General features: G+C 57.6%; 11 protein-coding genes. 6 read left to right on the top strand and 5 right to left on the bottom strand.

Translation table 11 applies throughout. The features are described from left to right. Genes CPY64_RS14785 through CPY64_RS14775 form a run of 3 tightly spaced genes read left to right on the top strand, consistent with a single transcriptional unit; the run spans position 1 to position 7,670 of the window. A complete protein-coding gene (locus CPY64_RS14785; protein ID WP_042486571.1) occupies positions 1 to 3,087 on the top strand; it encodes a multidrug efflux RND transporter permease subunit in 3,087 nt (1,028 codons plus the stop codon). Next, entirely contained in the window at positions 3,084 to 6,188 is a 3,105-nt protein-coding gene (locus CPY64_RS14780) for an efflux RND transporter permease subunit (protein ID WP_042486567.1), read from the top strand. The genes CPY64_RS14785 and CPY64_RS14780 overlap by 4 nt, the downstream gene beginning before the upstream one ends. A 6-nt stretch (positions 6,189 to 6,194) precedes the next feature. Then, on the top strand, positions 6,195 to 7,670 hold the full coding sequence (locus CPY64_RS14775) for an efflux transporter outer membrane subunit (protein ID WP_042486564.1): 1,476 nt from the start codon (positions 6,195 to 6,197) through the stop codon (positions 7,668 to 7,670). A gap of 299 nt (positions 7,671 to 7,969) precedes the next feature. On the opposite strand, the gene CPY64_RS14770 is transcribed toward CPY64_RS14775, so the two are convergent. From CPY64_RS14770 to CPY64_RS14760, 3 genes are read right to left on the bottom strand one after another with little or no spacing between them, the layout of a single operon-like run. Beyond that, on the bottom strand, positions 7,970 to 8,695 hold the full coding sequence (locus tag CPY64_RS14770; RefSeq protein WP_042486561.1) for a spermine/spermidine synthase domain-containing protein: 726 nt from the start codon (positions 8,693 to 8,695) through the stop codon (positions 7,970 to 7,972). Beyond that, positions 8,692 to 9,693 (bottom strand): Nudix family hydrolase, encoded by a 1,002-nt coding sequence (locus CPY64_RS14765; RefSeq protein WP_042486557.1) that lies wholly within the window; start codon positions 9,691 to 9,693, stop codon positions 8,692 to 8,694. The genes CPY64_RS14770 and CPY64_RS14765 overlap by 4 nt, the downstream gene beginning before the upstream one ends. Then, entirely contained in the window at positions 9,686 to 10,552 is an 867-nt protein-coding gene (locus CPY64_RS14760; protein ID WP_042486554.1) for an ATP-binding protein, read from the bottom strand. The genes CPY64_RS14765 and CPY64_RS14760 overlap by 8 nt, the downstream gene beginning before the upstream one ends. A 173-nt stretch (positions 10,553 to 10,725) precedes the next feature. Here CPY64_RS14760 and ispB point away from each other — a divergent pair, with 173 nt between their 5' ends. The 3 genes from ispB (at position 10,726) to CPY64_RS14745 (ending at position 14,069) form a co-directional block, all read left to right on the top strand. Next, complete coding sequence (ispB, locus tag CPY64_RS14755) at positions 10,726 to 11,691, top strand: octaprenyl diphosphate synthase (protein ID WP_042486551.1); 966 nt, start codon at positions 10,726 to 10,728, stop codon at positions 11,689 to 11,691. Positions 11,692 to 11,944: 253 nt separating this feature from the next. Further along, complete coding sequence (gene gltS, locus CPY64_RS14750; RefSeq protein ID WP_042486547.1) at positions 11,945 to 13,174, top strand: sodium/glutamate symporter; 1,230 nt, start codon at positions 11,945 to 11,947, stop codon at positions 13,172 to 13,174. A 91-nt stretch (positions 13,175 to 13,265) separates the two neighbouring features. Next, complete coding sequence (locus tag CPY64_RS14745; RefSeq protein ID WP_042486545.1) at positions 13,266 to 14,069, top strand: formylglycine-generating enzyme family protein; 804 nt, start codon at positions 13,266 to 13,268, stop codon at positions 14,067 to 14,069. A gap of 8 nt (positions 14,070 to 14,077) precedes the next feature. Here CPY64_RS14745 and CPY64_RS14740 read toward each other — a convergent pair whose 3' ends face one another. Continuing rightward, the gene (locus CPY64_RS14740) at positions 14,078 to 14,776 is read right to left on the bottom strand and encodes a Crp/Fnr family transcriptional regulator (RefSeq protein ID WP_042486542.1); all 699 of its coding nucleotides are present in this window, start codon (positions 14,774 to 14,776) and stop codon (positions 14,078 to 14,080) included. After that, positions 14,769 to 16,310 (bottom strand): nitric oxide reductase transcriptional regulator NorR, encoded by a 1,542-nt coding sequence (norR, locus tag CPY64_RS14735; protein WP_042486538.1) that lies wholly within the window; start codon positions 16,308 to 16,310, stop codon positions 14,769 to 14,771. Before norR ends, CPY64_RS14740 begins: the two co-directional genes overlap by 8 nt. Between the last annotated feature and the right edge of the window lie 234 nt (positions 16,311 to 16,544).

Genomic DNA, 16,544 nt, shown 5'->3' with positions numbered 1-16,544 from the left:
GTGAGCATGTCGCGTATCTTTATCCTGCGCCCGGTGGCTACCACCTTGGCGATGGTGGCCTTGCTGGTGTCTGGCTTGCTGGCCTATCGCATGCTGCCTGTGGCTGCTTTGCCGCAGGTGGATTACCCCACGATTCAGGTGGTTACGCTCTATCCGGGTGCCAGCCCGGATGTGGTCGCGGCCTTGATTACTTCACCGCTGGAGCGGCGCTTTGGCAGCATGTCCGGCCTGTCGCAGATGATCTCGTCCAGCTCGGGCGGGGCATCGCGCATTACCTTGCAGTTTGATCTGGGCTTGCCTTTGGATGTGGCCGAGCAAGAGGTGCAGGCGGCGATCAATGCCGCCTCCAATATGCTGCCCAATGATTTGCCCGCTCCACCTATCTACAACAAGGTCAATCCGGCCGATACCCCGGTGATCTCCCTGGCGGTGACCTCCCCCAATATGCCCTTGCACGAGGTACGTGACCTGATTGATGTGCGGGTGGCACAAAAGCTCTCGCAGGTGACGGGTGTGGGCCTGGTCAGTATTGCGGGTGGCCAGGAGCCGGCCATGCGTATTCAGGCCGACCCCAATGCTCTGGCGGTACGCAATCTAACCTTGAGCCATCTGCGCCAGGCCGTGGTCGCGGCGAACGTAAACCAGCCTAAAGGGAATCTGGACGGGCCACAGCGCTCCACCAGTATCAGCGCCAACGAGCAGCTCAAAACAGTACAGGATTACGAAAACCTGATCGTCAGCTATAAGGACGGTGCCGCCGTGCGTCTGGGCGAACTGGCCAAGGTGGTACGGGATGCACAGGATGTGCGTCAGGCCGCCTGGATGGGCACCGTGCCCGCGATCTTGCTGAATATTCAGCGCCAGCCTGGGGCCAACGTTATTGATGTGGTGGACCAGATTCAAAGTTTGCTGCCGGAAATACGCCGTTCCTTGCCGGTAGGCGTGGATGTGGAAGTGGCCACGGACCGTACCCAGACCATTCGGGATTCGGTTGACCATGTGCAAAAGGAAATGATGCTGGCCATTGTGCTGGTGGTGCTGGTGACGTTTGTGTTCCTGCGCACCTGGACAGCTACGCTGATTCCCAGTGTTGTTGTGCCCATTTCCCTGATCGCCACCTTTGCCATCATGCTGATGTGGGGCTTCAGTATCAATAACCTGACCCTGATGGCCCTGACGGTCGCCACCGGCTTTGTGGTTGATGATGCGATCGTGATGATCGAGAACATTGCCCGCTATATCGAAAAGGGCGAAACCGCCTTGCAGGCGGCCTTGAAGGGGGCGGCGCAGATTGGCTTCACGCTGCTGTCCCTGACGATCTCCCTGATCGCCGTGCTGATTCCGCTGCTGTTCATGAGCGATGTCATTGGACGTCTGTTCCGTGAGTTTGCCATTACCCTGGCCGTGGCAATCCTGCTTTCTCTGTTCATTTCGCTCACGCTCACGCCCATGATGTGCGCGCGCATGCTCAAGCCCGAGGACGAGCGCCAGTATGGCCGCTTCACCACTTGGTTGGGCAATCAGATGGATCGCATCATTGCGGCCTACGATCGTGGTCTGATTGTGGTCCTGCGTCATCAGACCTTGACCCTTTGGGTTGCCGTAGGCACCGTGATCCTGACGGGCCTGCTGTACGTGATTGTCCCCAAAGGCTTCTTTCCCCAGCAAGATACCGGCCTGATTCAGGCGATTACCCAAGGGCCACAAACCGCGTCGTTCCGCGCAATGGGTAATTTGCAGCAGCAAGCCGTGGCGATTGTGCTGGAAGACCCGGATGTGGAGGCCGTCACCTCCTTTATCGGGGTAGATGGTACCAATGCCACGCTGAATAATGGCCGCCTGCAAATTGCCTTGAAGCCCATCGGCTCGGGCAGGGCTGGTGCAAATGAAATCATGAGCAGGCTGGATGAACGTCTGAAAGACATCCCCGGCCTGTCGGTGTACCAGCAGTCCATCCAGGAGCTGACGGTCGACGATCAGATCAGCCGCAATGTGTACCAGATGGCCTTGTCGGATCCGGAAACCGAGGTGCTGACCACCTGGATGCCGCGCTGGCTGGATGCCGTCAATGCCTTGCCGCAGATTAAAGATGCGTCCATGAGCCTGCAAAACGATGGCTTGCAAGTGCTGCTGGATATAGACCGGGATGCGGCGGCTCGTGTGGGCGTGACCAAAGCCAATATTGATGATGCACTGTACGACGCCTTCGGACAGCGCTTGATCTCCACAATCTACACGCAGTCTGCCCAATACCGCGTCGTGCTGGAGGTCAAGGATCAATACCGTCAAGGTCCGCAGGATCTAGAAAATATTCATGTGATGACGGCAGCAGGCACACCCGTGCCAATTACGTCCCTGGCGCGTATTCAGCTGGTGCCAACCACGCTATCGGTGGAGCGTTTGGGGCAGTTCCCGTCCGTGAATGTGTCCTTTGACCTGGCTGAGGGCTATTCCTTGTCCGACGCGATCGAAGCCATTGAAACGGTGCCTGATCAGATCGGCATGCCGTCCTCGGTCGATACCCGCTATTTGGGCGCGGCCAAGGCCTTCCATGCTTCTTTGTCCAGCACACTGTGGTTGATGTTGGCCGCCGTGCTGACCATGTACATCGTGCTGGGTGTTTTGTACGAGAGCTACATCCACCCTGTGACCATTCTGTCGACCTTGCCCTCTGCCGCCATTGGGGCGCTGCTGGCCCTGCTATTGGCCGGACGGGACCTGGATATGGTGGGGGTAATCGGGATCATCCTGCTGATTGGTATCGTGAAAAAGAACGCCATCATGATGATCGACTTTGCGCTGGAGGCGCAGCGCGAGCAGGGCGTAAGCCCCCAGGAAGCCATTCATCAGGCTGCCTTGCTGCGCTTCCGTCCTATCCTGATGACGACCCTGGCGGCTTTGTTCAGTGCGATTCCACTGATGCTGGCGACGGGTTCGGGAGCAGAGCTGCGTCAACCTTTGGGTCTGGTCATGGTTGGCGGGCTGCTGGCCAGTCAGGTACTGACCTTGTTCACGACTCCCGTGATCTATCTGTTTTTTGACCGCTTTACCCGTCGTGGTGCCAAGTCGGTACGCGAGTCGACATGAAGCGCTTGTTAGGGCTGTTTATCTTCCGGCCAGTGGGCTCCAGCCTGCTGGCACTGGCGATGGTCCTGGTGGGCGCACTGGCCTTGCGGCTCCTGCCTGTGGCGTCTTTGCCGGAAATGGATTTTCCGGTGATTGCGATCTCGGCCAATTTGCCCGGTGCCAGCCCTGAAACCATGGCTTCCAGCGTGGCGACCCCGCTGGAACAGGCTTTAGGTTCCATTGCCGGTGTCTCTGAGATGAGCTCTCGCAGCAGCGAAGGCTCCACCCAGATCATGTTGGTGTTTGAGCTGGATCGGGATATTGAAGGGGCCGCGCGCGATGTGCAGGCCGCTATCAATCAGGCTCGGCCCATGTTGCCTTCGGGCATGTCCAGTGTGCCTACCTACGAGAAGGTCAACCCTTCCTCCATGCCTATCATGGTGCTGGCGTTGACTTCGCAAACCGCGAACAAGGCACAGCTGTTTGATATGGCCAGCGGTATTGTGCAGCAGAAGCTGGCCCAGATTCCGGGTGTGGGCTCGGTTGATGTGGGTGGCGGTTCTTTGCCTGCCGTCCGGGTGGGACTGAACCCCAAGGCTCTGGCCTCGGCCGGTATCGCGCTGGATGATGTGCGTTCAGTGATCAATAACGCCAACAGCTTGCGTCCCAACGGCTATCTGGAAGGCGAGCAGGGTCAATGGCAGATCAATTCGGGCAAGCAATATAACCAGGCACGCTTCTTTGAACCCTTGGTGCTGAAGAATCAGGACGGGCAGGTTATCCGTTTGGGCGATGTGGCCAAGGTCGAGGACTCTGTCGAGAACATTCACAGTCTGGGGTACTGGAATAACCAGGAAGCGGTTCTATTGATTGTGCGCCGTCAGGCGGGTGCCAATATTATCGAGACCGTGAATACCATTCGTGAGCGTTTGCCCGGGATCGAGGAAATGCTGCCCAGCCAGGCGCAATTGACGGTGGCGCAGGATCGCACCCCCAGTATCCGTGCCACGCTGGAAGAGGCACAGCTGACCTTGATCATTGCGGTGGCTCTGGTGGTGCTGGTGGTCTTGCTGTTCCTGCGAAACTGGCGCGCTGCCCTGATTCCGGCCATTGCCGTGCCGGCATCCTTGATCAGCACCTTTGCCTTCATGCATTTGTTCGGCTTCACGTTGAACACCATTTCCTTGATGGCCCTGATTGTGGCCACGGGCTTTGTGGTGGATGACGCGATTGTGGTGCTGGAAAGCATTATGCGTTACCTGGAAAAAGGCTTGTCTCCCATGCGGGCGGCCTTGCGCGGGACGCGTGAGGTGGGCTTTACGGTAACCGCCATGAGCTTGTCGCTGGTAGCCGTGTTCATTCCCTTGTGGCTGATCGGGGGGCTGGCCGGACGCCTGTTCATGGAGTTTGCCGTCACCCTGTGTACCGCTGTGTTGGTGTCCTTGGTCATCTCCTTGATGCTGACCCCCATGATGACTGCCCGTTTGCTGCGCCCCGGGCCGCAAGAGCATGAATCCACTAATCCGGTCAGCCGCTTTCTGGGCTGGATAGGCAGTGTCAGTTGGCATGGTTACCGTCGCTCTCTGGATTGGGCGCTCAAGCATCATCGTTTGATGCTGTTCTCCTTGTTTGCCACTATTGGCCTGAATGTGTATCTCTACACCGTGGTACCCAAGGGCTTGTTTCCGCAGCAGGATACCGGTCAGTTGATGGGTTTCTTCCGGGTCGACAGGGGCACGTCGTTCCAGTCCATGGTGCCCAAGCTGGAGTATTTCCGTTCCATTTTGAATCAGGACCCGGATATCCGTTCGGTGGCTGTATTCGCCGGTGGTCGCAGTGGCAGCACTTCGTCCTTCATTCTGGTTGAGCTCAAGCCCATGGATGAGCGTAAAGCCAGTACGACGGATATTGTGAATCGCTTGCGTGATCCTTTATCCACCACGCCGGGAGCACGCATGTTTATGGTGCCGCAGCAAGATATTCCAGTTGGCAGCGGGGGCGGCGGGCGCAGTGGCTCCTATGACTACTCCTTGCTGGGCAGCGATCTGGAGTTGCTGAAAACCTGGTTGCCCAAGGTCCAGCAGGCCATGTCCGAGCTGCCTGAGCTGGTGGACGTGGATACCGGCACCGACGACAAGGCCGGTCTGGTTCAACTGGAAATTGACCGTGATATGGCAACGCGCCTGGGTATTGATATGTCCATGGTGGCTGGTACCTTGAACAACTCCTTCTCCCAGCGCCAGGTTTCCACTATTTTTGGTCGTTTGAACCAGTATTACGTGGTCATGGAAGTGGAGCCCCGGTTTGCCCAGGATCTGGAGTCCCTGAAGGAAATCGAGGTGGTGGCCAAGGACGGCACCCGCGTCCCCCTGTCAGCCTTTACTCGCTTTAGCACGGGCACCGCGCCGCGCAGCATTAACCATATGGGTCTGCTGGTGGCCGAGTCTGTGTCGTTCGGATTGGCCGAAGGCGTCACCCTCAGTCAGGCAACGGCGGCCATTGAACAGGCCATGGCCCGCATTCAGCTGCCTACACGCGAGATTCAGGCGGGCTTTGAAGGCAATACGGCGCAGATGCTCGATGCCCTGGCCAAGCAGCCCATGATGTTCCTGGCTGCTCTGGTTGCTTTGTACATCGTGCTGGGGATGCTGTACGAGAGCTACATGCACCCGCTTACCATTCTGTCCACCTTGCCTTCTGCCGGGATCGGAGCCTTGCTGGCCCTGATGATGACCAGTGGCGAATTCAACCTGATTGCCATGATCGGGGTGTTCTTGCTGATCGGTATCGTCAAGAAAAACGCCATCATGATGGTGGACTACGCCTTGCAAATGGAGCGTGAGCGCGGCATGGGTTCGCGTGAAGCCATTTATGAAGCCTGCCTGGTGCGTTTTCGTCCCATCATGATGACGACCTTGTCTGCCATCTTTGGTGCTATTCCCTTGATTTTGGCGTCCGGCCCAGGTGTGGAAATGCGCCAGCCTCTGGGCGTCACCATTGTGGGAGGTTTGGTGCTCAGTCAAATCCTGACCTTGTACACCACGCCGGTGGTTTATCTTTATCTGGATCGTTGGCGCCATCGCTTCATGCGCCGCAAGAACCAGACAACTTTGAATATATAAGCTGATATGCCTACTTCTAACGCCATGATTTTTCCGCGCTTCGCACTGGCTGGGATGGTGCTGCTCCTGGCCGCATGTGCTGTTGGCCCCGATTATCAGCGGCCTGAAGCACCAGTGGGCGAGCACTTTCGCGAAGAGGTACGTTCCACAGCCTGGAAGCAGGCTGAACCGGCTGATTTGAAGGATCGCGGCCCTTGGTGGGAAAGCTTTAACGACGGCGTACTCAATGCCTTGATGCAAAGCCTGAACGAGCAGAACTTCACCTTGCAGCAAGCACAGGCGCGCGTCCGTCAGGCGCAAGCCACCTTGTCCAATACGCGCTCGACCCAGTTCCCGCAAGTGGGCAGCTCGGTCGGCACGACGCGACGGGGCAGTGGGTCGGGTGATACTAGCCAAAGCAGCAGTGCTTACGACGCCAGCATCACGGTGAATTGGGAAGTGGACTTGTGGGGGCGGATTCGCCGTCAGGTAGAGGCCGGTGATGCGGGCCTGCAAGCCAGTGCAGCGGACATGGCCGCCACGCGCTTGAGCCTGCAGTCTCAATTGGCGCAGGCCTATTTGCAGTACCGCAGTGTGGAATCCAGCGAACGAGTGCTGGATGAAACGGTGGCCGCGTACGAGCGCTCTTTGCAAATCAATCAGAACCGCCTGGACGCCGGCTTTTCGGCGCCGGGGGATGTGGCGGCAGCCTTGAGCCAGCTTGAAGGTGCACGTACCCAGCGTTTGGCCTTGAACCGCGAGAAAGCGACGTATCAGCATGCCATGGCTGTGCTGGTCGGCCGTGCACCGTCCCAGTTTGAAGTCGTGCCCCATGCTCCGTGGCCTGTTGCTCCGGATATTCCGGTGGGCCTGCCATCCAGCTTGCTGGAGCGGCGCCCCGATGTGGCTCGTGCCGAGCGTCGCATGGCGCAGGCCAATGCCCAGATCGGTGTGGCCAAGGCGGCCTGGTTTCCCAGTTTGAGTTTGAAAGCCAGCGGGGGTTTCAGTAGCAGTGATTTAAGCGAATGGCTGACGGCTCCGGCGCGAGTCTGGTCCTTGGGGCCGGCCTTTGCCCTGACCTTGCTGGATTTTGGAGCGCGTCGCGCGCAAGTCGAGCAGGCTGAAGCCAGCTATGACGAACAATTGGCAGCTTACCGCCAGACGGTTCTGGACGCGTTGAAAGAGGTGGAAGATGCCTTGTCTGAGCGTAATGGCCTGGAGCTGGAGCAAGCCAGCCAGGCGCGTTCTCTGGCTGCGGCCCGCGAGTCCCTGCGGCTGACGCGCAATCAGTTTGATGCCGGTCTGGTGGATTTTCTGAGTCTGGCCCAAACCCAGGCCACGGCTTTGTCAGCCGAGCGGCAGGCTTTGGACCTGGAGTCTCAACGCCTGCGGGCGGCGGTCAAGCTGATGGTGGCCTTGGGCGGTGGCTGGGATGTAGCGACAGGCCTGAATCCTGAAGAGCCGAACGCGGTGGAAGCTGATCCAGCTGCGAAAGCAGAATAGGTTTGGCCTGACCTCCACTAATCTGACCTGATCTGACCCGATCCGATCCAGTCTGGTCTTAATCAAGTTTGGTTTAGTTTGGTTTGATCTGGTTCGGCGTTGGCTGAACTTCTTGGCGCTTGGTTGGGTTTGGCCGTTTCACCGTGCTCTCCGGCCTGGCTGGGCCGGAGCTTCAACGCCCGGTTTACCTCGTATGGACCAAGCAAGGATTGGACTACCTCTCAAGCTTGGGGCTGCAGTTTGCTTGCTTGCAGTTCAACAGCGGCTCATTCCTTGCTTGATAGTGCGTGGAAACCGCCTCAGTCCTGATCCATCCAGGCATACAGCCCGTCAACCCATTCCTCGCCGTCGGCCAAGCCCAGGGTGGCGTGGATTTCTTCGGCCCGCTGGTACAAATCATCAAAATCAATTTGCGGCGGGTCAGCAAAGGCCAGGGCAACCAGATTGCCATCGTGCGTTTCAGGCAACCAGACCACAGCCGGGAAACTCTCTTGCAGCGCATGCAGATTGCGCGCATGTACCATTTCCGACCCCAGCAGGTTCACCGTCAATAGTCCTTGCGGCCCCAGAGCTTTGCGACAGGCCTGATAAAAGGCTTCGCTTTCCAGGGCAGGGTGCTCGGCCTGGTCTGAATACACATCAATTTGCAGCACATCCAGCTCGCCGTAGACCGCGTCCAGATAATCCAGCGCGTCTACCGTGTGCACGTTCAGGCGCTCATCGTCGGGCGGTAGATTGAATAGCAGGCGGCTGGCCTGTACCACTTCCGGGTTGATTTCTACGGCGTCGATGCGCGCCTGGGGGAAATGCTGGTAGCAAAAGCGCGTCAGGCTGCCGGCGCCCAGGCCCAGTTGGGCAATACGGCGCGGATCGGTCTGGAACAAGGTCCAGATCATCATCTGACGGATGTAGTGCAACTCCAGTTGATCGGGCGCATCCAGGCGCATCGCACCCTGCACCCAGGCAGAGCCCAGATGCAGGTAGCGTACGCCTTCGTGTTCCGAAATCTTGACGTGTGGCGTCATGCCGGGTCGTTGTCCAGCATGTGGCGGATACCGGCAATACCGTGTGCGCCGTGATTGCGGGCGTCAGCCAGGGTCTTGGCCGATTGCCCGCCTATGGCAAACACTGGCAGGCCAGCTTGTTCCGCCAGACTGGCAAAACGGGCCCAGCCCATGCCGGGATCGCCGGGATGGGAGGAGGTTTCCAGGACATGGCCCAGAACCAGAAAGTCCGCCTGGATCTTGCGGGCTATTTCAATATCACTTTCATTGTGCGTGGACATGCCGATCAAGCCTTTGCTGATCGCAGGAAATGTCGTCAGCGTGTCGTGGCATTTCGCGGACAGGGCTTGGGCGTCGCTGGCGCGCAAATGCACACCATCAGCGTGGTCCCACCAGCTCTCGGGGTGCAGGCTATTGACCAGGCAGCGCGCTTGGTAGCGCTGGCACAGGTTCACAACTTGCAGGAACGCCTGGTGCAAATGGAATTCGGCATCGGGCCGGGCAGCCCAGGCTGGCTCACGAAACTGGACCAAGGCCGGGCCTTGTTGCAGGGCTTGTTCCAGTTGTTCCAGATAGGCGGGTAAGCGGGCCGGCTCGTCGATGTGGGTAATCAGGTAGCGTTCGGGCAGTTGCAGCCATTTCAGCGGCGGTTCGGTAGCAGGCAGTACAGGGCCGACTTCCAATGGACCTTTAGGGCTGACCCAGGCAAGCTCTTGGCCTTCCAGGCACTGGGGTTCGCCTTCCCATTCCCGCACCAGGCAGAAAGAGAGTTTGACAAAGTTCTTGGGGTATTCGTGTGTATAGGTGACCCAGGGGTGTGCATGGGTGGTTTCAATGCCGAGTTCTTCGCGCAGTTCCCGTACCAGCGCCTGTATGACGCTCTCGCCCGCTTCAATCTTGCCGCCTGGCAGTTCCCACCAGCCTGGCCAGGGTTTATCGGCTGGGCGTTTTCCCAGTAGCACTTGGCCGTGTTGGTTCAGTAAAACGCCAACGGCCACTTCCAACGTGGGTTTAGACATGTCTAGCGGTCCAATCTCTAGCAAATTGACGTGCTACCCGGCCGGAGCGCGAGCCACGTTCCAGAGCCCATTGCAAGGCTTCCGTACGCGAGCTTTCGATGTGTTCTGCAGGGCAACCCAATGCGCTCAGCCAGTAATACACAATGTCCAGATAGTCGTCTTGTTTAAAGGGGTAAAACGACAACCATAGTCCAAAGCGCTCGGACAGGGATACCTTTTCTTCAACCGCCTCACCGGGGTGGATCTCGCCGTCGGCGGACGTGGAGGCACTCAGGTTTTCTTTCATGTACTCGGGCATCAGGTGACGTCGGTTGGACGTGGCGTAGATCAGTACATTGTCGCCAGGGGAGGCCAGCGAGCCGTCCAGCACGGATTTGAGCGCCTTGTAACCGGCTTCGCCTTCTTCAAAGGACAGGTCGTCGCTGAAGATGATGAAGTGTTCGGGGCGGGTGCTGATCAGGTCGATGATGTAGCCCAGATCGCCCAGGTCGGACTTGTCCACTTCGATCAGGCGCAGGCCCTGGTCGGCAAATTTGGCCAGCATGGCTTTGACCAGCGAGCTTTTGCCCGTACCGCGAGCTCCTGTCATCAAGACGTTATTGGCCGGTTTGCCTGCCAGGAAATGATGGGTGTTGCGCTCAATAATGCCTTTTTGGCGTTCGATATGGTGCAGGTCGTCGGTCTGGATGGTGGCTACGTGCTGGACACCTTCCAGCCAGCCGCGCGAACCATTGGTACGCCAGCGAAAAGCAATGGAATCCCAGTTGATGGGAGGTGGAGCAGGGGGCAGCCAGGCTTCCAATTGAGCTAGAACCCGCTCGGCCCGGCTGATCAGGGTACTCAGGTCTTGCGAACTCAAGACGGTCTCCGTTTCAGGTTGAAATGCTTATTATCGCTAATTTGGCACCTTTTTCTGCGATCACTGTGGTGCATCACGCGTAACAATAGGCCCAAAGCGATTCAAAATCGTATAATCACCAAGTTACGGTTGGCCGCTATCGGCCCCCTCCCTTACTCGCCCGGAATTCTGTTTTGAACCTGTCCACCCTGATTGAACCTATTGCCGACGACATGAAGGCTCTTGATGTCGTCATTCGTGAGCGCTTGAATTCGGATGTGGTGCTGATACGCACAATCGGCGAATACATCGTTAGTGCAGGTGGCAAGCGCATGCGTCCCGCGCTGCTGTTGCTGGTAGCCCGTGCACTGGCGTATCAGGGGAACACGCATCATTTGCTGGCTGGCGTGGTGGAGTTTATCCACACAGCTACCTTGCTGCACGACGACGTGGTCGATGAGTCCGATATGCGTCGCGGTCGCCACACGGCCAATGCCGTCTACGGCAATGCGGCCAGCGTCCTGGTTGGCGACTACCTGTATTCGCGCTCCTTCGAGATGATGGTGCAATCGAACTCCATGCCTGCCATGGCCGTGCTGTCGGCCGCCACTACGGTGATCGCCGAAGGCGAAGTTCTGCAACTGCTGAACGTTCACGATCCGGACGTTTCACTGGATCGTTACCTGCAAGTCGTACGCTACAAGACTGCCAAGCTGTTTGAGGCAGCGGCCCAAGTAGGCGCGATTGTGGCCGGTGCTTCGCCCGAGATGGAAGAAGCGATGGCTGCTTACGGTCGCCACCTGGGTACTGCGTTCCAGCTGGTTGACGATGTGCTCGATTACACCGGCGACGCCCAGGCTCTGGGCAAGAACGTGGGCGACGATCTGCGCGAAGGCAAGCCCACCATGCCCCTGATTCGTGTGATGGAAGTGGGTACGCCCGAACAGGTTCAGCTGATCAAATCGGCCATTGAGACTGGTGATGCGGATTTTGCCGCTGTTGCCCAGGCTATCGAACAGACCGATGCATTGGCCTACACTCGCGAAGCGGCCAAGGCAGAGGCACAACTGGCTGTTCAGGCCCTGGCTGATGTTCCTGAGAGCGAATTCAAGCAGGTATTGCTTAGCTTGTGCGCGTTTTCCATCGAACGCGACCGCTAAGCATCACGCTTTCTCCAACCCGCCCATCGGCGGGTTTTTTTGTAATAAAGCGGACCGATTCAGGGAAATTGGCGTCATTAGGCGCCTGTTCATGTTATTTTTCTCGGTTTTACAACGCTGTTGGTGGTCAAGCCTTTATCCCACAAGGACGAAGTAGCGACGATAAACATGCCTATTTGAACAAATTGGTTTGAAGCCTCTGTCAGACACACAGGTGCAGGCCCCTTATTCCAAAGATGTAAGGAACGGATAGATGAACATTCAGCTCGATATCGCGCAAACGGTAGGTTTGGCGGCTGTCTTTCTCGTGCTGGGAGAATATATAAAGAATCGCGTTGCTGTATTGGCCCGCTATTTCATTCCCAGCCCCATTATTGGCGGTTTGATTTTTGCCTTGATTGCCTTGGTAGGACATCAGACCGGCTCGTTCAACTTTTCGTTCAACGACGATATACGCAATTTCTTGCTGATGGCCTTTTTCACGACCATCGGTTTTTCAGCCAGTTTCGAGCTGCTGAAAAAAGGCGGCCTGGCGGTTGCTCTGTTTCTGGGCTGTGCGGTTGTCCTGATTATTCTGCAAAACGTGATGGGCGTGACCTTGGCGACCCTGATGGACGCCAATCCCTTGCTGGGTCTGGCCGCCGGTTCGATCTCCATGACGGGGGGCCACGGTACCTCTGCTGCCTTCGGTCCGATGCTGGAAAATGCCGGTGCTGTCGGGGCTTTGCCTGCTGCCATTGCTGCTTCGACATGGGGGCTGGTGATGGGTTGCGTCATCGGCGGGCCCTTGGGTAAGCGCCTGATGAAAAAATACAATATTGATGGCCCTGCTCCACACCGTCGTCATCGTCGCCAGCACGAAGGTGCAGATGCGCCTCATGCGGTGCAAACCACGGTCAAGGAAACCGTTCAGGTTGACGATGGCGGCTTTGAAATGCCGGTATACGCCGTAGTGCTGCTGTCCATCGCGATTGGTGTGGGCAGTGTCATCATTGAATGGCTGGGCGAGCGTGGCATTGTCTTGCCCGCTTACCTGGGCTCCATGCTGGTGGCGGCCGTCATCCGTAACGTGATCGACTGGCGTCGTTACCGTTTGCCGGAAAAAGAGTTTGAAACCATGGGCAATGTGTCCCTGGCTTTCTTCCTGGTCATGGCGTTGATGGTAATGAAGCTGTGGGAGTTGGCTGACGTAGCGGGTCCGCTGTTGATTATCCTGATCGCCCAGACGGTGCTGATGTTCTTCTTTGCCAGCTACGTGACTTTCAAGGTCATGGGCAAGGATTACGATGCTGTGGTGATGTCGGCTGGCCATTGTGGTTTTGGCATGGGCGCAACGCCTAACGCCATGGCCAATATGCAGGCTTTTACAGAAGACAACGGTCCATCCCGCAAAGCCTTCTTTGTGATACCTCTAGTGGGTTCCTTGTTCATTGACTTCTTCAATGCCGTGATTATTACGGGCTTTGTGAATTTTCTGACCTAAGCCTGTGTAGACCAGCGCATCAATTTGCCTTGGCGCAAGGACGGTTTGCGGCGGCTGGGCTTCAATTGTGTTTGTCTCTAGGGAGTGCACAATGCGAAGCCATGTAGTGGGATCCGTGCTGGTAGTGGCCATATTGGCCGGATGTTCGGCTGGCGAGTCCAGCAATCCGTCCGCTTTGCCCGAGCTGGTGGAAGTGGCCGGTCCGGCCCGCGAGGTCATGCAGGCGGGTGAGTATTTGTTGGATGGCCGTCTGATCGCCTCCGATACCGTGATGTACGCGCCTGTTCCCACCTTGAAAGCCATGAAGTATCAGGTCAGCCAGTTCGAGTACGACCAATGTGTTCGTGCGGAACGCTGCAAGGCCGCTGACGCGGTGGGCCAAGGGCAGGCCAAGAATTTGCCAGTGGTAGGTGTCAGCTGGCAGGACGGGCAGGATTATGCAGCTTGGCTAAGCGAGCGCACGGGCAAGAAATTCCGTCTGCCGGATTACCTGGAGTGGAGCTATTTCGCAGACCAGAAAGTGCCTGAGTCGGCGCAAGGCGGGCTGGATGAAAACGAGCAGGCTGCCCTGTGGCTGCAGGAGTATCAGGACAGCTACAAGCGCAAGCAGGACCAGGAGGTTCCTCTGGCACCGTTGGGGCAGGGCGTTGCCAATGCTTATGGGGTGTTTGATGCGGGTGGGCAGGTGGCCGAGTGGACCAATACCTGTCACGTACGGGTACACCGTATCAGCATGCCGCGCGCGGAGTCGCGTCTGGAAAACTGTGGTGTACGCACCTTGGGTGGCGAGCACATTGCAGTGATGCCTGACTTTATCCGCGACCCTAAAACCGGAGCGTGTTCGGTTGGCGTGCCCCCGCGTTACCTGGGGCTGCGCCTGGTCACCGAAGACTAAGCGCTCGCTTAGCCTCGTTCCAGCACGGTTTGTGCAAATTTATCCAGGTCCGCAATCGTGATTTGTTTGCGGCCTGCCAGGATCAAGCCCTGATGATCCCAACTGCTGACTACGCGGCTGGCCGTATACAAAGTGGTTCCGGCCAGATCCGCCAGATCTTGCCGGGTCACCGGAATACTTAAGGACGTCCCTTCCGTGCCGCTTTGGCCCACCTGGCGAATCAAGCGCAGCAGGCTGTGAGCCAGCCGCTGCTCGACTTCCAGACTGTGAATTTCCAGCAAGCGATCATCGGCATCGCTAAGACGTCGGGCGACCGTGTCTTGGGCGGCGCTGAGCAGGCACGGAAAGCGTTGGGTCAGGCTTTCCCAGGACTTTTCTGGCCAGGCCAGTGTAGCGCTGGTGGTGACGCTGATGGCGGTAGCCGGGTAATTGCGACGGCGCAAGGCAGGGGCAATGCCGATCACATCGCCGGGCAAGGCAAAACGTACCAGCAGTTGTGAGCCATTGGGCATGGTGCGTACGACCTTGATCAGACCCTGCAGCAGGACAAAAAAATGGTCGCTGCTTTGTTCCTGACGGAAAACCTGGCTGTCTTTGTCGTAGTGGATCAGGCGTCCCTCTTGCCACAGGTCGTTGATGCTGGCTGAGTCCAGCAGGGAGAAAACGGGCAGGCTGGCTAACAAGGAGGGGTAGGATATGTCAGTCATCACTTAAGCTTTCTGAGCGGGTTTTAAGCCCTAGTTTGCTGGCCAGCTTGTGCAGATTGCTGGGGTCCATGCCTAGCTGTCGGGCAGCCTGGCTCCAGTTACGGTCTGTCTCTTCCAGAGCCTGTCGTATCAGCTGGCTTTGTAGCTGTTCAACGGACTGACGCAAGGATTGGCGGGGTGCACCAATTTCCATACTGGTCGCGGCGACAGGTTGCTGGGTAGAAGGTAACAAATTGAGATTATCGGCGCTAAGCGTAAATATTTGGTTACGGTCTGGCGTATCGACCAGCAGGCGGATGGTCGCCCGGCTGATTAAATGTTCCAATTCGCGAACATTACCTGGCCAATGATAAGCCAGTAAAGCGGCTTCTGCGTCGGGCGACAAGCGAATTCCGCGCAATCCCAAGCGAGAACGGTTGGTTTCCAGAAAGTGGCCTGCCAGCAGCAAGATGTCTTGATGGCGCTCGCGCAGTGCAGGGATGGTGAGTGGAAAAACCGACAGGCGGTGAAACAGGTCAGCGCGGAAACCGCCTTGGGCTATCTGCTGACTCAGATCACGGTTGGTGGCTGCCACCAACCGTACATTCAGCTTGATGGGATGGTCCGCCCCCAAGCGCTGAATCTCGCCATTTTGCAAGGTACGCAGCAGCTTGGCCTGAATCGTCAAAGACAGCTCACCGATTTCATCCAGAAACAGGGTACCGCCCTGGGCGGCTTCAAATCGCCCGGCCCGGTTCTCATGCGCGCCGGAAAAAGCCCCCTTTACGTGCCCGAACAATTCGCTTTCTGCCAGAGACTCGGGCAGGGCGGCACAGTTCACGTAGATCAAGGGCCGGCTGTGGCGTGGAGAGCGTTGATGCAGGCGTTGTGCAAACAGTTCCTTACCCACACCTGTTTCGCCCAGCAACAACACGGGCAGCTCGGAGGTCGCTACCGTATCCAGCAACTGAATCACTTCCAGCAAGGGTTTGCTGTTGCCAATAATGGCAGCCGAGTTGCTGCGCGATAAATAGTCGGGTGGCAAGGTGGAGAGCAGGCGCAGGCTGCGGTTTTCTTCCTCCAGTTCGCTGATGCGGATTGCACTTTCCAGCACCAGACACCAGTGCTTCAACTCCACCAGTGTGGAGGCGGAAAAAGTGCCGGGCCGCAAGGCATCCAGCGTCAGGATGCCCCAAGGCGTGCCCTGCACTTGCAAGGTAATTCCCACGCAGTCGTGCACGGGCAAGGGTTGCCCCAGCTTGTCATCAAGCAGGCCATCGTAAGGGTCCGGCAAGCCGCAGTTGGGCTCAAAGCGGGTCAGGTTGGGCGTGCTCAGAATTCGAGCCAGACGGGGATGATCCGCAATCACAAAATGGCGTCCCAGTGTGTCATGGCCCAGGCCGCTGGCCGCCACAATGCGCAGCACCGTGTCGTCCAGCTTCAGCAAACCGGCCGCATCACAGCCAAAGTGCCGCGCCAGCAGATGCACCATGCGCTGCAGGCGTAGTGGCCCCGGAATCTCGGTGGCAAGGTCGGCAATCAAAAGATCTAGCATGGGTGAAAAATACCCTTATGGTGAAAATTACCCAGTTTTGTCGAGGTAGTTTATACCCATGCTGGCGGCAAACCTTTGATCTATATCGTCCAGGACTTGGCACGGTCTTTGCTTTAGATGTTTTGTCATACATTTTTAAGGACTATGACATGACCCCCGACTTAGCAGAACATCGCTACAAGGCGTGTACTTCGGTCCGTCCCCCGTTCCGGGGCCGTACCCAAACAGGTTTTG

It is taken from the genome of Alcaligenes faecalis, assembly GCF_002443155.1.
Taxonomy (GTDB): Bacteria; Pseudomonadota; Gammaproteobacteria; order Burkholderiales; family Burkholderiaceae_B; genus Alcaligenes; species Alcaligenes faecalis.
The sequence above is the reverse complement of the archived record's forward strand: the minus strand, read 5'-3'. Positions and strand labels throughout refer to the sequence as shown.